Source organism: Sphingobacterium sp. HSC-15S19 (genome assembly GCF_050433745.1).
GTDB classification, from domain to species: Bacteria; Bacteroidota; Bacteroidia; order Sphingobacteriales; family Sphingobacteriaceae; genus Sphingobacterium; species Sphingobacterium siyangense.
Genome location: NZ_JBNPWQ010000004.1, coordinates 41,492 through 54,488 on the forward strand (window position 1 = coordinate 41,492; position 12,997 = coordinate 54,488).

At 39.7% G+C, this 12,997-nt stretch carries 14 protein-coding genes; 12 read left to right on the plus strand and 2 right to left on the minus strand.

Going from position 1 to position 12,997, the window contains the following annotated elements; genetic code table 11:
* The 7 genes from L1283_RS04400 (at position 1) to L1283_RS04430 (ending at position 5,580) form a co-directional block, all read left to right on the plus strand.
* On the plus strand, positions 1 to 828 hold the full coding sequence (locus L1283_RS04400) for a glycosyltransferase (protein WP_429625823.1): 828 nt from the start codon (positions 1 to 3) through the stop codon (positions 826 to 828).
* A 272-nt stretch (positions 829 to 1,100) separates the two neighbouring features.
* Complete coding sequence (locus L1283_RS04405) at positions 1,101 to 2,222, plus strand: UDP-GlcNAc--UDP-phosphate GlcNAc-1-phosphate transferase (protein WP_429625824.1); 1,122 nt, start codon at positions 1,101 to 1,103, stop codon at positions 2,220 to 2,222.
* A gap of 68 nt (positions 2,223 to 2,290) precedes the next feature.
* Entirely contained in the window at positions 2,291 to 2,812 is a 522-nt protein-coding gene (locus tag L1283_RS04410) for a 3'-5' exonuclease (RefSeq protein WP_429625825.1), read from the plus strand.
* 117 nt (positions 2,813 to 2,929) lie between these two features.
* Positions 2,930 to 3,397: an adenylyltransferase/cytidyltransferase family protein gene (locus L1283_RS04415; RefSeq protein WP_259655417.1), complete on the plus strand. Its 468-nt coding sequence runs from the start codon at positions 2,930 to 2,932 to the stop codon at positions 3,395 to 3,397.
* Between the two features lie 28 nt (positions 3,398 to 3,425).
* Positions 3,426 to 3,848, plus strand: a complete 423-nt coding sequence (locus L1283_RS04420; protein WP_182983049.1) for an adenylyltransferase/cytidyltransferase family protein — start codon at positions 3,426 to 3,428, stop codon at positions 3,846 to 3,848.
* Positions 3,849 to 3,854: 6 nt separating this feature from the next.
* Positions 3,855 to 4,853, plus strand: a complete 999-nt coding sequence (locus L1283_RS04425; protein WP_429625826.1) for a mannose-1-phosphate guanylyltransferase — start codon at positions 3,855 to 3,857, stop codon at positions 4,851 to 4,853.
* Between the two features lie 229 nt (positions 4,854 to 5,082).
* Complete coding sequence (locus L1283_RS04430) at positions 5,083 to 5,580, plus strand: hypothetical protein (RefSeq protein ID WP_429625827.1); 498 nt, start codon at positions 5,083 to 5,085, stop codon at positions 5,578 to 5,580.
* Between the two features lie 62 nt (positions 5,581 to 5,642).
* On the opposite strand, the gene L1283_RS04435 is transcribed toward L1283_RS04430, so the two are convergent.
* On the minus strand, positions 5,643 to 6,254 hold the full coding sequence (locus tag L1283_RS04435) for a response regulator (RefSeq protein WP_429625828.1): 612 nt from the start codon (positions 6,252 to 6,254) through the stop codon (positions 5,643 to 5,645).
* Positions 6,251 to 8,155, minus strand: a complete 1,905-nt coding sequence (locus L1283_RS04440; RefSeq protein ID WP_429625829.1) for a 7TM diverse intracellular signaling domain-containing protein — start codon at positions 8,153 to 8,155, stop codon at positions 6,251 to 6,253. The genes L1283_RS04435 and L1283_RS04440 overlap by 4 nt, the downstream gene beginning before the upstream one ends.
* Before the next feature lie 179 nt (positions 8,156 to 8,334).
* On the opposite strand from L1283_RS04440, the gene L1283_RS04445 reads away from it, so the two are divergent.
* The 5 genes from L1283_RS04445 (at position 8,335) to L1283_RS04465 (ending at position 12,973) form a co-directional block, all read left to right on the plus strand.
* Positions 8,335 to 8,826 carry a hypothetical protein gene (locus L1283_RS04445; protein ID WP_286727571.1) on the plus strand — a complete coding sequence of 164 codons (492 nt, stop codon included), beginning with the start codon at positions 8,335 to 8,337 and terminating at the stop codon, positions 8,824 to 8,826.
* A gap of 198 nt (positions 8,827 to 9,024) precedes the next feature.
* Positions 9,025 to 9,576: an ArsR family transcriptional regulator gene (locus tag L1283_RS04450; RefSeq protein ID WP_429625831.1), complete on the plus strand. Its 552-nt coding sequence runs from the start codon at positions 9,025 to 9,027 to the stop codon at positions 9,574 to 9,576.
* A 17-nt stretch (positions 9,577 to 9,593) separates the two neighbouring features.
* Positions 9,594 to 10,976, plus strand: coding sequence for a nucleotide sugar dehydrogenase (locus tag L1283_RS04455; protein ID WP_429625832.1), 1,383 nt, complete (start codon positions 9,594 to 9,596; stop codon positions 10,974 to 10,976).
* A 33-nt stretch (positions 10,977 to 11,009) separates the two neighbouring features.
* Positions 11,010 to 12,005: a mannose-1-phosphate guanylyltransferase gene (locus L1283_RS04460; protein WP_429625833.1), complete on the plus strand. Its 996-nt coding sequence runs from the start codon at positions 11,010 to 11,012 to the stop codon at positions 12,003 to 12,005.
* A 17-nt stretch (positions 12,006 to 12,022) separates the two neighbouring features.
* On the plus strand, positions 12,023 to 12,973 hold the full coding sequence (locus tag L1283_RS04465; protein WP_429625834.1) for a GDP-L-fucose synthase family protein: 951 nt from the start codon (positions 12,023 to 12,025) through the stop codon (positions 12,971 to 12,973).
* Positions 12,974 to 12,997 lie beyond the last annotated feature (24 nt).

Below are 12,997 nucleotides of genomic sequence, written 5' to 3' on the forward strand. Positions count from 1 at the left end.
ATGAGAGGCATTTCAGTATTAATTTCCGTTTACATTAAAGATTCACCAATATTTTTAAAACAATCTTTAGAAAGTATATGTCAGCAAAATCTTATGCCTAATCAGATTGTATTAGTTCAAGATGGTCCTTTAAATCCTGAAATATCCCTTATTTTAGCAGAATTTGAGACTAGATATCCAAACTTATTTGATTTCGTTGTTTTAAAGGAGAATAGAGGATTGGGAAATGCGTTAAGAATAGGTGCAGAATTTTGTAAATACGACTTCATCGCACGAATGGATGCCGATGACATTTGTAGAAGAGAGCGTTTCGAGAAGCAGTTTAATTTTCTCGCCACTAACCCGAATATAGACGTTTTGGGAAGCAATATTGAAGAGTTCAATAAAGTACCAGGAGATCTAAATAGGTTTAGAAATTGTCCAGAAACTCATGATCAACTGGTTAAAGAGATTAGTTTTAGGTCTCCGTTTAATCACCCTTCTATAATGATTAGAAAGAAAGCCTTATTTGATGCAGGTGGATACGATGGAAGGTTTTTGCTATTTGAGGATTATGCATTATTTCTTAGGTTATGGAAATCAGGAGCAAAATTTCATAATATTCAAGACGTGCTTTTAGATTTTAGAGTTGGAGACGGTTTGGCAATGATCAAAAAGAGAAGCGGAATACATTATTTTAAAAAAGAAAATAAATTTTTAAATTATGGATATAATTTAGGCGCATTTAACAAGAAGCAATTTGTCAGAAATAAGGTTGTAAGACTAACTGCTCGTTTACTACCGCCCAAACTTGTCTTATTTATGTATAATTTATTGCTTCGCAAATAGTTTTAAGTTTTCTGTTCTATAATTAGGTCACTAAAATCTAAGCTAAAGGCTTTATTAACATCACAATTGTTCCGAAAACCTCTTCGAGAGGAATTTAATCGTAACATTTCCTTTATTTTAACAAATCATAGAAACAATTAGTTGTCGTGGCATTATATTCGCTACAAAAAAAATATATTTTTTTGTAGCGAATATAAGGGTTAATCCGTTTTTAAATAAAAATTAATATTATTATATTTGTACGGCTTTATTTGACTCACTAATTATATTTTATGCATTATATTTTTACACTCCTACTACTTTTTATTTTGGAGCTGCTCTATTTGAAAATAGCTGATAAGTTTAATATAATAGATAAACCCAACGAGCGCTCTTCACACACAAAGATTACTATACGCGGTGGAGGTATTATTTTTTATGCTGCCTCGTTTATATATTTTATTTCTTCCGGTTACCAATATCCTTGGTTTTTTTTAGGCTTAACGTTATTAACCTATATCTCTTTCCTAGACGATATCAGGGGTGTAAATCCAAATTGGCGGTTAGCTGTACATTTTGTGTCCGTTTTGCTTATGGTGTACGAGTTTGGTGTCTTTAACTATCCTTGGTATTATTTGGTATTGGCTTTTGTCTTTACGATAGGTGTAATCAATGCCTACAATTTTATGGATGGGATAAACGGTATGACTGCTTTTTGCACTTTGGTTATGGGAGGGCTTTTAACATACGTAAATACCAAGATCAATTTTATCGAGCAGGACTTCCTTATCTATACGTTATTGGGAGTTGTGGTCTTTGGGTTCTTCAACTTTCGAAAAAAAGCGATGTGTTTTGCCGGGGATGTGGGGCCTGCTGTGTTATCTTTTATGTTATTATTTGCGTTGGGAAAACTCATCTTGAAAACAGGTGATTTTAGTTATATTCTTTTTCTTGGCGTATACGGTATTGAAATTGGCTGGTCAGTAGCACGTCGTGTTTATCAGGGCTATCATATTTTCGAACCACACCGCACGTTTTTGTTACATATGTTAAGTAACGAAGTGGGGTATAATAGCCTCTTGGTCTCTGTAGGATATGGCCTTGTTCAGTTAGGCCTTGGGGCTTCTGTTATTTATATTGTACAGTTTGGGGCACCGGTACAGTGGGCTTTTGCCATCACGGTACTGTCTGCGTTAAGTGCATTTTATCTTACCTGGAAGCAACATATTTTCAATAATTATTATATCAAAGGGGAGGAGCGTTATGCCATTCGTCACCGTCGATTAAAGCAGCTTAAAGCGCATAGAAGGAGGAAAAAAGCTTTTGCACCCCAGGTTAATTTGGCACCAGAAGCAAAAGTTATTGAAATGCCGCAAAAAGAGGTTTCAGGCACCTTAATGCAACGTGGCGTGTGATTTAGCACGCGGAGTTTGGGTAGAATTAAAAAAGTGTTAATTTTACCTCAACTTTAGAAGAGGGGAATATGCAATCAGGATTAAGTTTTACTGCAATAGATTTCGAAACAGCTACAGCAAATCAGAACTCGGCTTGCGCCGTTGGGCTGGTCGTTGTTGAGCAAGGAATTATTGTGGATGAATTTTATTCTCTAATACAGCCTCCTCAAAATCAGTACATGTGGCAGACCACACGGGTGCATGGTATTCGCCCGAGGGATACCGCGCAAGCTCCTACTTTTAAAGAGATCTTTCCACGTATTTATCCGCTTATTAATAATCGCATTATGGTCGCACATAATGAGCTGTTTGATCGCGGGGTGCTTCGCAAAACCATGAATTATTACAACTTACCTTACGACCAACTTGGTTTGCAGGAAAAATGGGAATGTACCTTTAAAATTTACCAAGGGAAAGGATTTAAACCTGCCCGTTTAAATGCCTGTTGTGAGGTACTTGGTATCGAACTTAATCACCACGAAGCGCTTTCTGACGCACGTGCTTGTGCGCAATTGTATTTGCGGCACGCCGATATTCCTTCTTTGGCATGATTTTTACGTTAAATCTGTTTTAAATCCGGTGTAAAAAGTACGCTAAGTTTGATATTTTTATATCTTTGAGTAGCTAATATAGCCGTTTTATTAATAAATTTTATATCCATATTTTTGATGATGATAACAATCCCAGCCAAGGGAATGCGCATAGGTATTACCTTCAGTGCATTCGACCTACTCCATGCAGGGCATATCAAAATGCTCGAAGATGCCAAAAGACAATGTGACTATTTGATCTGTGGATTGCAGACAGATCCAACACTTGACCGTCCAGAGAAAAACAAGCCAGCACAAACCGTCGTTGAACGTTATATTCAGCTTAAAGGCTGTAAGTATGTAGATCAGATCGTGCCTTATGCTACAGAACAGGACTTGGAAGATATTCTTCGGTCTTTTAATATTGATGTTCGTATTGTTGGGGATGAATACCGCGAGAAGAACTTTACGGGAAGGGCGTATTGTGAGGAAAAGGGAATTGAACTTTATTTCAATAGTCGAGATCATCGCTTTTCTAGTTCAGGCTTACGTCGTATTGTAGCTCAAGCGAATTCGGACAAGGAAACCGTATTGAAATCTATCTAATTAAGTTCTCATCAGCTATTAAAAAAACATGAAAATAGGAATTACTTTTGGCGTCTTTGATTTATTGCATGCCGGACATATCATGATGCTTGAAGAAGCAAAGAGACACTGCGATTATTTGATTATTGGTCTTAATACCGACCCATCAGAGGTCTTTCCAGAGAAGGCCAAGCCAACCCAAACTATTGTGGAGCGTTATATTCAATTGGAAGGCTGTCGCTATGTGGACGAAATCATTCCCTATGAGACCGAGCAAGATTTGATTGACCTCATCAAAGCACTGCCGATCGATATGCGTATTATCGGGGAAGAATATCGCGACAAAGATTTCTCTGGCCGTAAGTACTGTGTGGAAGAAAATATTGAGATCTATTACAATAAGCGCACACACCGTTTCTCCAGTGAGGGTTTACGCCGGGTTGTTGCAGATAAGGAAGCTGAGAAACACTAATTTAATATGAGTAATATTATACATGTTGTCTTAACCGGAGGTGTAGGCAGCCGTCTATGGCCGCTTTCGCGAAAAAGTTACCCGAAGCAATATCTTTCGCTATTTAAGGATGGATCGTTGTTTGAAATGACCGTAAAGCGCAATCAAACGTTGTGTGGACAGGTGATTGTGGTTGGAAATCGCGACAATCATACCTTGAGTAGAGAGGTGATGGAAAACAATAAGATTGATTACATCGATATTGTTGAAGCAACCCCGCGCAATACCGCTGCTGCAATTGCCTTTGCTGCCTTTGCGGCGCAACCAGACGATATTTTGGTGGTTACACCGTCTGATCATGTCATTGTGGGTGATGAAGCGTATGCTGCGGCCATAAAAGAGGGCGTTGAAAAAGCGAATAAGGGCTATATCGTTACTTTTGGGATTCAGCCAACCCGACCTGAAACCGGGTATGGCTATATTGAATATAAGGAGGACAAAGTATTGTCTTTCCGTGAGAAGCCAAACCAGGATACGGCAGAGGACTTTATTGAACGTGGCAATTTTCTTTGGAATTCGGGCATGTTCTGTTTTCGGGCAGATATCTTTTTGGCCGAACTCCAAAATTTTGAGCCTAAAGTGTATGCAACGGCTTATAACGCTTGGAAACATCGTCAAAATGGTGAGCTCGATCTTCAGCTTTCGAAAGATATTCCATCGATTTCTATTGACTACGCGGTGATGGAGCGCTCCAAGAAAATTCGCGTTGTTGCTACCAGCTTCCAATGGTCAGATTTGGGCTCTTTTGAATCGATGTATGATTACTTGAAGCAGACAGGTCACCCTGTGGATGAGCATGGTAATATGGTTATCGGTACGGATATCTATACTGCATTTGTAGGTTTGCGCGATAGTATACTTGTTCATACCAAAGATGCGATCTTGGTATTGCAAAAGGAAAAATCGCAAGATGTTAAAAAGATTTACAATACGTTAGAACGTCATCAGTCGAAGTTGATTGATTAATGGGCGCCATTATTTTCAATTTTCGAATTATACGCCCGTTTTTTGTCAATTAGTTGAGCTAGTATAACAGCTGAAATCACTAAAAGGCCTGTTCCTCGGATAGGCCTTTTTTGTCCTTTTAAGGTCTGATTTGTAATTGTCCCCTTTTTGTCCCCGTCCCATTTTCGTGTGCTATAGACGATTACCTTATTTTTGGGTTCACCTATTCCTATTCATTAACTATTTTATTATGGCAACTTTTATAGCACTTACGGTACTTGTTTTGAGTTCCATTTATCTAATCTTAAAGACAAAACAAAAACAAAAGCAAAAGCTCTTTAACGAGGCTGTTTCGATGGAGGTCAATTACCTGTTTCAGGACAGACCGGGGCAGTATAGCGGCGACTATCGGACAAAAAGTGGCGTCTTTGTCTTTCGTACGAAACCCAAAGACAACGCACTTAAAAATTTGGTGATCAAAGAGGTCAAACCCAGTCATCCTGCTTTGCTTGTCAATCTGGAGCAGATTGTGGTGGTGCCTTTTGAACAGAAAAAAGAAGGGAAATCAGACGTATCCGTCCGCTTTAAATTGCTCAAAAAGAAAGGAGAACTCAGCACCTTGGAAGGAAGAGGGATCCGCGTATCGGGTGTGTTGAATTTTGCAAACAATAAACCGAAAACATTCAGTACCGTATTGAAGATCGGGGAGCTTTATCAATCCAAAGATCCACTTGATCAGACGACATAATTTGCGTAATTCTTATTTTATGGGAAAGGGTTTGCTTCATTGCAAACCCTTATTTTTTTATCTCAAAATTTAAGCAGATGCTGGTGTTCGATCGCCCAAGATAATAGGGCATTATTTTCTTCATTGAGATCAAGTTTTCGGCAGATGCGGTGTCTTGTATTTTTGATGGTATATGGACTGAGGTATAATGATTCGGCAATATATTTGGTGGTATGTCGGAGCGCAATGAGCTTAAGAATATTTAACTCGGCGGGTGTCAACGTCTTCAGCTTTTCCACGGTCTGATTTTTATCCTTTTGTTGCTGCAGGCGGCGGATCACCATATGCGTGCCTGCATAGAGGCGATTTTCTCCCAATGGCTTAATGATATAGTTTTCTGGACGGAGGGCAGCTGCGCGATCTATGCTACCTTTAGATTGATAAGAAGTGATAAAGATTAGACTGAAATGCTTCGTTGCTGTATATTTCTCCATTAATTCAATACCATCCAGCCGGTCGTTGAGCTGTATATCGCAGAGCACCAAATCGGGTGTGTTTTGTTCCATATACTGATCCACTTCATCCACAGTAAGTGCAATGTGCAGCTGCAGACCGGTGTAAAGTGAATGCAATTGATATTCAATAAATCGGGCAATGATCATTTCGTCTTCTACAATTAATACTTTTAGGCTCATATGATATTGTTAAATTCAATTAAATATTTAAATCCGTTTTCCGGATGAATGGTCACCGTTCCTTTGATCTGCCTGGTCAGGTCCTTAACGAGGCCAATTCCGAAGGAAGTTGTAGGTGCAGGAGCTTTCGCGCCGACGCCATTATCCTCAAACCGCATGGTCGTTCCCCATTCATTTTTGAGTATACTCAAGTAAATCGCCGGCGAATCGACTGTATCCTTCGGAAAAGCATACTTATAGCTATTTGTCAAAAGCTCCGTAATGATGAGCGCCAAGGGAATAGAGGTTTGGGTGGTGACCAGCCAGTCTCGGGTAACATCAACCTGAATCGCTATTGTTTCTTCGGGATCATGCATTTGTCTCAGGTAGCTAACAGTTTCCGCTACTAAAATATTCAGTTTCAGCTGACTATTCTGATTGTACACCAGCAACTGGTTTACCAGCATCATGGCATGTATTCGGTCCTGCATGGACTGTATATTTTGGTTGCCATGATCGGAGCGGCACAGGCTCCCTAAACTATACAGCAGCTGGAGGTTGTTTTTAACCCGATGGTTGACCTCATCAATGAGGGTTTCGATATAATGGTTTTTCTGAAGCAATTGAATCTGCTGCTTATAGAGGGCATCATTGGCTTTTTTGAGCTCTGCTGTCCGCTCCAGTACAATGGTTTCGATGGTTTGGTGATGTTCCAGTTCTGACTTGCGTATTTTCAGCCGAATGCCGATCAAGAGGATCATGGTGATGCATAAAACAAAAAACTGCGTCATGATAGACACATATTGGATGGACTGTTCCTTCAAGATTAATCCACAATAAATCAGTATGCTGACGCCGATGACGAGAAAAATTACCGAGTAGATCAGGAAGCGCTGCATCCTGTCTATCTTTTTCCAAAGCGATATGAATAAGTTCGAAAAGAAGAGGACATATACCACGCCGACAAAGAGGTTAATCGAATTGCTCTGTTTAAAATTGGCGAAACAATAGTTATTGATAAAGTTGAATATAGACGTCATTACGACCAGCAGAATGAGCCCAAGCATCAGCTTATAATATTGGGGGCTTATTTTCTTGAGATTTAAGAAGGCAATTGTCAACAGTGAGAAGCTAATCCCCGCCAGATTTCTAAATATCGATACCAGGCTCCATCCAAGTTGCGGATTATTGGGAAAGAAAATGTCTATAAATTGATTTTGCAGCCCATAACTATAAAATCCGATAAATAGTAAAAAGCAAAATATCCAGATATAAGGCCTATAGCGCGAAACGAGCCATGCAAAAGCTATGTACAGTAGCAATACAATAATGGCTCCCTCCATAAAAGCATGGGTAAGATTGATGCCTTGCACTTTCTTCAGGTAGTCCTTCTGTGTTTGTAAGCGGAAGTCATAAAACGGGGTATAGCCTTTAATGTGCTTGACCCGCAGTAAAATGGTGTAAACTTTGTTGCTGTCTAAATGAATATTAAAATGGTCACGCCCTCCTTTAGGGGATAGCGTTGCTTTTTTACAAAATAAGCCGGCGCTCCTTCGCTCGATGATTTGTCCTTCCATACCGATGAGCGCCATGTCGACAAACGTTAGGTTATCAAATGACAGCACATAATCGCCCGTTAAGGTATTTTCATCCAGGGAAATTACCTTTTTTAACCAATAGCTATTTTTATCCTGGCTTTTTGCCGGTTTGAATTGTGCGAGCGGTTTGAACAATTGTTTATTGGTGTAATAATAGATGGGATCGGTTTGGTTTTCTTTTTCCTGGGCGATGACTATAGGAGATTCACTGGCCATATAGGTGCTTAGGATAGCGCTTTTATGTGAGACGATTGCTTCCATCCCATAGTGAGTGGCGATTATGCTCAGCAGCAGTAATAGGATGATTATAATGTTTGGTCTCATATAGCAAAACAAAATTGCATTATTTTTCAATAAATAATAAGGTTTTATTTTCCTAATTGTAAATAAGACCCTAGGGTCTCTATTTTGGAGGGTATTTAGTGTTTATTTTTGCTTTCCGCATTTAATATTTAGAAAGAATGCAGACCATATGTTGATTCCGATACAGTATTTATTCGATTATGATTTACTTATATATAGCTCTGTTAGCTGCGATTATGTTTGCCCTATTTAAGTTTTTTGCTTCAGGAAAGAAGTCAAATGATGTCTCGTTAAGTGTTTACTACCGTTTTCAGGAACATCCGGGACAGTATAGCGGGCGGTTCAGTTCGACCCATGGCGCGTTGGTGTTTCGAGCCGAGCGGTTTCACGATGGCGTGCTTCATATTGTGGTAAAAGATGTCCGTTCTACCGATCAAAAGGTTGAAGTGAGGCTGCAGCAGATGCTCGTATTACCTTTTAAAGCACACCAGCAAACCTCGTCCGAAGTATCTGTCCGTTTTCGTATTGCTTCTGATAAAGCCGAGCGCGTTGATTTGACCAAGTATAAGGTTCGTGTGAATGCGGTGGTAAGCTATCAGAATGGGGAAAAGAAAGCATTTAGTACTGTTCTTCCCATGATGGGGGTATATCATAATCATCCCGAAAAGCCGGGAGATTTAATAAATAAGTAATTTACGTGTTTTTTATTCCATATTACATACCTATTTAACTCAAAGGAACCCTGCTTGCCGGGGTTTCTTTATTTTCTTGTTATGTTCCACGTGGAGTTTATGTGCTTATTGTTAAATTCTCAGGTAGTTAATACTAATTTAATTTGGAGCTACAACTTGAAATGAGTACTTTTGTTACTCAACTTAAATGCTATTCCAATGTTGGATACCTTAATTACATCCAAGACACGTTTAAAGTTATTAATCAAATTTTTTGTTTCGGCAGGCAACCGAGGTTACCTACGGGGCTTGGCGGATGAGTTTAAAGAATCAACCAATTCAATTCGCAAGGAGTTGAATCAACTGACCGAAGCCGGTTATTTACTGCGCGAGGAAAGTGAGCATAAAGTTTTTTACAAGGCCAACATTCAGCATTCTTTGTTTTCATCACTTCAAGGTCTGATCCATAGTTTTCTGGGCATTGAAACCTTCGTTGATCAGATATTGGAAAGGGCTGGAGATGTACACGAAGTTGCTTTGTTAGGAGAATATGCTAAAGGAATTGATTCTGGGCATATTGAAGTACTTGTTGTTGGTGAACAACTCAATTTAACCTATTTAATGCAAGCTGCTGTCAAAGCTGGCACAATACTTGGTAAGAAGGTGACCGTGTATACAGAGGTACCTAAAAATGTGCAGGGGATTATTGTTCTCTATCAAAAAGTGGACAGTCCGGTTAAGCTACCGAAAGACATTAACTTCAAAAAATAAGAATTAACTGCAATAAAATGAAAGAAATTAAAAAAATAGCCTGTATTGGTGCAGGTTATGTAGGGGGGCCTACCATGTCGGTCATTGCACAGAAAAATCCAAATGTGCAGGTAACAGTAGTTGATCTCAATCAGGCACGTATTGATGCCTGGAATGATGCCGATCTGGATAATCTTCCCGTTTATGAGCCTGGTCTTGATTCTGTGGTAGCAGAAGCACGAGGACGTAACCTTTTCTTTTCTACCGATGTTGACAAAGCCATCGATGAGGCTGATATGATTTTTATTTCTGTCAATACACCGACCAAAACTTACGGTAAGGGCAAAGGGCAGGCAGCCGATTTAAAGTATATTGAATTATGTGCGCGTCAGATTGCTTCGGTCGCTAAAAATGATAAAATTGTTGTTGAAAAATCGACACTGCCTGTACGTACCGCTGCTGCATTGAAAAGCATTTTAGACAATACCGGTAATGGTGTCAATTTTCAGATTCTTTCCAATCCGGAATTTTTAGCCGAAGGCACAGCAGTTACTGATCTGCACAATCCGGATCGTGTTCTTATCGGTGGAGAAGACGCAGAAGCTATACAAGCTTTGGTGGAGGTATATGCCACTTGGGTTCCACGCGAACGCATCTTAACAACCAACCTATGGTCTTCCGAACTTTCAAAACTCGTTGCCAATGCATTTTTGGCGCAACGTGTATCATCGATTAATGCTATTTCAGAGTTGTGCGAGGTTACTGGAGCCAACGTGGATGAAGTATCCAGGGCCATCGGTCATGATAGCCGAATTGGGGCTAAGTTCTTAAAGGCATCAGTAGGTTTCGGAGGGTCTTGTTTTCAGAAAGATATTTTGAACTTGGTGTACATCGCACGTACGTATAATTTGACAGCAGTGGCTGATTATTGGGAGCAAGTTATTACACTAAATGATCATCAAAAAGCACGTTTCGCGCAAAATATCATTCAGACCATGTACAATACCGTAAATGGGAAAAAGATCGCGTTTTTGGGCTGGGCATTTAAGAAAAATACCAATGACACCCGGGAGTCTGCTGCTATCTATGTCGCAGATCATCTGCTGGAAGAGGAGGCCCATGTGGTGGTTTATGATCCTAAGGTTTCCGCTGAGCAGATTTATAAAGATCTTGATTATTTGGGCACACGTTCTGCCGAAGATAACCGTCGTTTGGTGACTGTTGTTAACGATCCTTATGAAGCCACTTTGGACGCGCATGCCACAGCTATTTTAACTGAATGGGATGAGTTCAAATCGTATGATTGGGCCAAAATAAAGCAACAGATGAAGAAGCCGGCTTTTGTGTTTGACGGTAGAAAATTGTTGGATCGCAAACAATTAGACGCTTTGGGTTTTGATTATTATGCAATCGGTGAATAATTTATTGAATAACTATTAAAGAAGATTATCCTAATGAACATTGTACACGTTCTTTTGTCAGGGGGGATCGGTAGCCGTTTGTGGCCACTCTCCCGCAAGCATAGCCCAAAGCAATACTTAGGCTTATTTGATGGCAAATCGCTATTTGAAATGACCGTGCAACGCAACCAACAGGTGGCGGAGCGGGTTATCGTCGTAGGAAATAAAGATAATACGCATTTGAGTCATAAGGCGATGGTATCCTGTGGATTACCTTATAAAAATATTGTAGAAGCAACTCCACGTAATACAGCAGCGGCAATAGCTTTTGCGGCGTTTAGTGTAGACCCAGATGACATTCTTATTGTGACCCCTTCCGATCACATGATTGCTGGAGACGAGGCTTATCGAAATGCGATGGAAGAGGGAGTGGAGAAGGCCAAGGAAGGGTTTATTGTAACCTTTGGTATTCGCCCTACTCGTCCGGAAACAGGGTATGGATATATTGAATTTGATGGTGACGAGGTAAAGTCTTTCCGCGAGAAACCCAATCAGGACACAGCCGAAGATTTTATTGAAAAAGGTAACTTCCTGTGGAATTCCGGCATGTTCTGTTTTCAGGCATCTGTCTTTTTAGAGGAGCTAAAGAAATATGAGCCGGTAGTCTATGAAAAAGCACTTGCCGTATGGGAATCTTCCAAAGAAGGCTTTTTGGATGAAGAGCTTTCGCTTGCTATTCCTTCTATATCCGTTGATTATGCTGTAATGGAACGTTCTAAAAAAATTCGGGTTGTGCCGACAAGTTTTGACTGGTCCGATTTAGGTTCTTTTGAATCGTTGTACGATTATTTTATCGATAGCGGTTATCCAAAAGATGATCAGGGGAACATTGTAATAGGGACAGATATTTTTACTGGATTTGTAGGTTTAAAACGAGCTATTTTTGTACATACAAAAGATGCATTTTTGATTATACAGAAGGAAAAATCTCAAGACGTCAAGAAAATTTATAATATGCTTGAAAAGCATCAGTCAAAATTATTGGATTAGCCGAAAAAACATTTTTGATGGAAAAAAATACAAAGATTTACATTGCTGGTCACCGTGGAATGGTAGGGGCCGCAATATGGAGAATACTGCAGTCAAAGGGATATAATAACCTTGTCGGGAAAACCAGTGCAGAACTTGATTTACGCGACCAAGTTGCTGTTCAAGCATTTTTTAAAGAAGAGTCGCCTGAGGTCGTTATTGATGCCGCTGCTCGTGTGGGGGGTATTTTGGCTAATAATGATTTCCCGTATCAGTTTTTGATGGAAAATATGCAGATCCAAAATAATCTGATTGATACGTCTCTTAAGGGCGATGTAGATAAATTTATTTTCTTGGGTTCTTCCTGTATCTATCCAAAATTTGCACCTCAGCCTCTAAAAGAAGATTATCTTTTAACCGATAGCCTTGAACCTACCAATGAGTGGTATGCGATCGCAAAAATAACGGGTGTAAAAACTTGCCAGGCCATTCGTAAGCAATTTGGAAAAGACTATGTGAGTTTAATGCCGACCAATCTCTATGGTACACATGATAATTTTGATTTAAAATCATCGCATGTCTTACCGGCAATGATTCGGAAGTTTCATGAGGCAAAATTAAACGGAAATCAGCCGGTCACTTTATGGGGATCAGGTACGCCAATGCGTGAATTCCTGTTTGTAGATGATATGGCGGCTTCTGTAATTTTTGCATTAGAAAATAAATTACCAGAGCATTTGTATAATGTAGGTACTGGAGAAGACTTGACTATCAAGGAGCTTGCGGAGTTGATTCAACAAGTGGTAGGACATGAAGGAGAGATTGTATGGGACAGTTCTAAGCCAGATGGTACTCCACGTAAACTAATGGATATTTCCAAAATGCATGAGCTAGGGTGGAAACATCAGGTGGAGCTTAAGGAAGGAATTGAGCGTACATACGCTTGGTTTTTAGCAAACGAAGGACAGTATAAAGAAGTAAAATTATAACATTATTGATTTAACATATATAAA

What these genes read in the sequence shown, in the direction of transcription:
- L1283_RS04400 (WP_429625823.1), top strand. Translation starts at nt 1, where the DNA reads ATGAGAGGCATTTCAGTATTAATTTCCGTTTACATTAAAGATTCACCA.
- L1283_RS04405 (WP_429625824.1), top strand. Translation starts at nt 1,101, where the DNA reads ATGCATTATATTTTTACACTCCTACTACTTTTTATTTTGGAGCTGCTC.
- L1283_RS04410 (WP_429625825.1), top strand. Translation starts at nt 2,291, where the DNA reads ATGCAATCAGGATTAAGTTTTACTGCAATAGATTTCGAAACAGCTACA.
- L1283_RS04415 (WP_259655417.1), top strand. Translation starts at nt 2,930, where the DNA reads ATGATGATAACAATCCCAGCCAAGGGAATGCGCATAGGTATTACCTTC.
- L1283_RS04420 (WP_182983049.1), top strand. Translation starts at nt 3,426, where the DNA reads ATGAAAATAGGAATTACTTTTGGCGTCTTTGATTTATTGCATGCCGGA.
- L1283_RS04425 (WP_429625826.1), top strand. Translation starts at nt 3,855, where the DNA reads ATGAGTAATATTATACATGTTGTCTTAACCGGAGGTGTAGGCAGCCGT.
- L1283_RS04430 (WP_429625827.1), top strand. Translation starts at nt 5,083, where the DNA reads ATGGCAACTTTTATAGCACTTACGGTACTTGTTTTGAGTTCCATTTAT.
- L1283_RS04435 (WP_429625828.1), bottom strand. Translation starts at nt 6,254, where the DNA reads ATGAGCCTAAAAGTATTAATTGTAGAAGACGAAATGATCATTGCCCGA.
- L1283_RS04440 (WP_429625829.1), bottom strand. Translation starts at nt 8,155, where the DNA reads ATGAGACCAAACATTATAATCATCCTATTACTGCTGCTGAGCATAATC.
- L1283_RS04445 (WP_286727571.1), top strand. Translation starts at nt 8,335, where the DNA reads ATGATTTACTTATATATAGCTCTGTTAGCTGCGATTATGTTTGCCCTA.
- L1283_RS04450 (WP_429625831.1), top strand. Translation starts at nt 9,025, where the DNA reads ATGTTGGATACCTTAATTACATCCAAGACACGTTTAAAGTTATTAATC.
- L1283_RS04455 (WP_429625832.1), top strand. Translation starts at nt 9,594, where the DNA reads ATGAAAGAAATTAAAAAAATAGCCTGTATTGGTGCAGGTTATGTAGGG.
- L1283_RS04460 (WP_429625833.1), top strand. Translation starts at nt 11,010, where the DNA reads ATGAACATTGTACACGTTCTTTTGTCAGGGGGGATCGGTAGCCGTTTG.
- L1283_RS04465 (WP_429625834.1), top strand. Translation starts at nt 12,023, where the DNA reads ATGGAAAAAAATACAAAGATTTACATTGCTGGTCACCGTGGAATGGTA.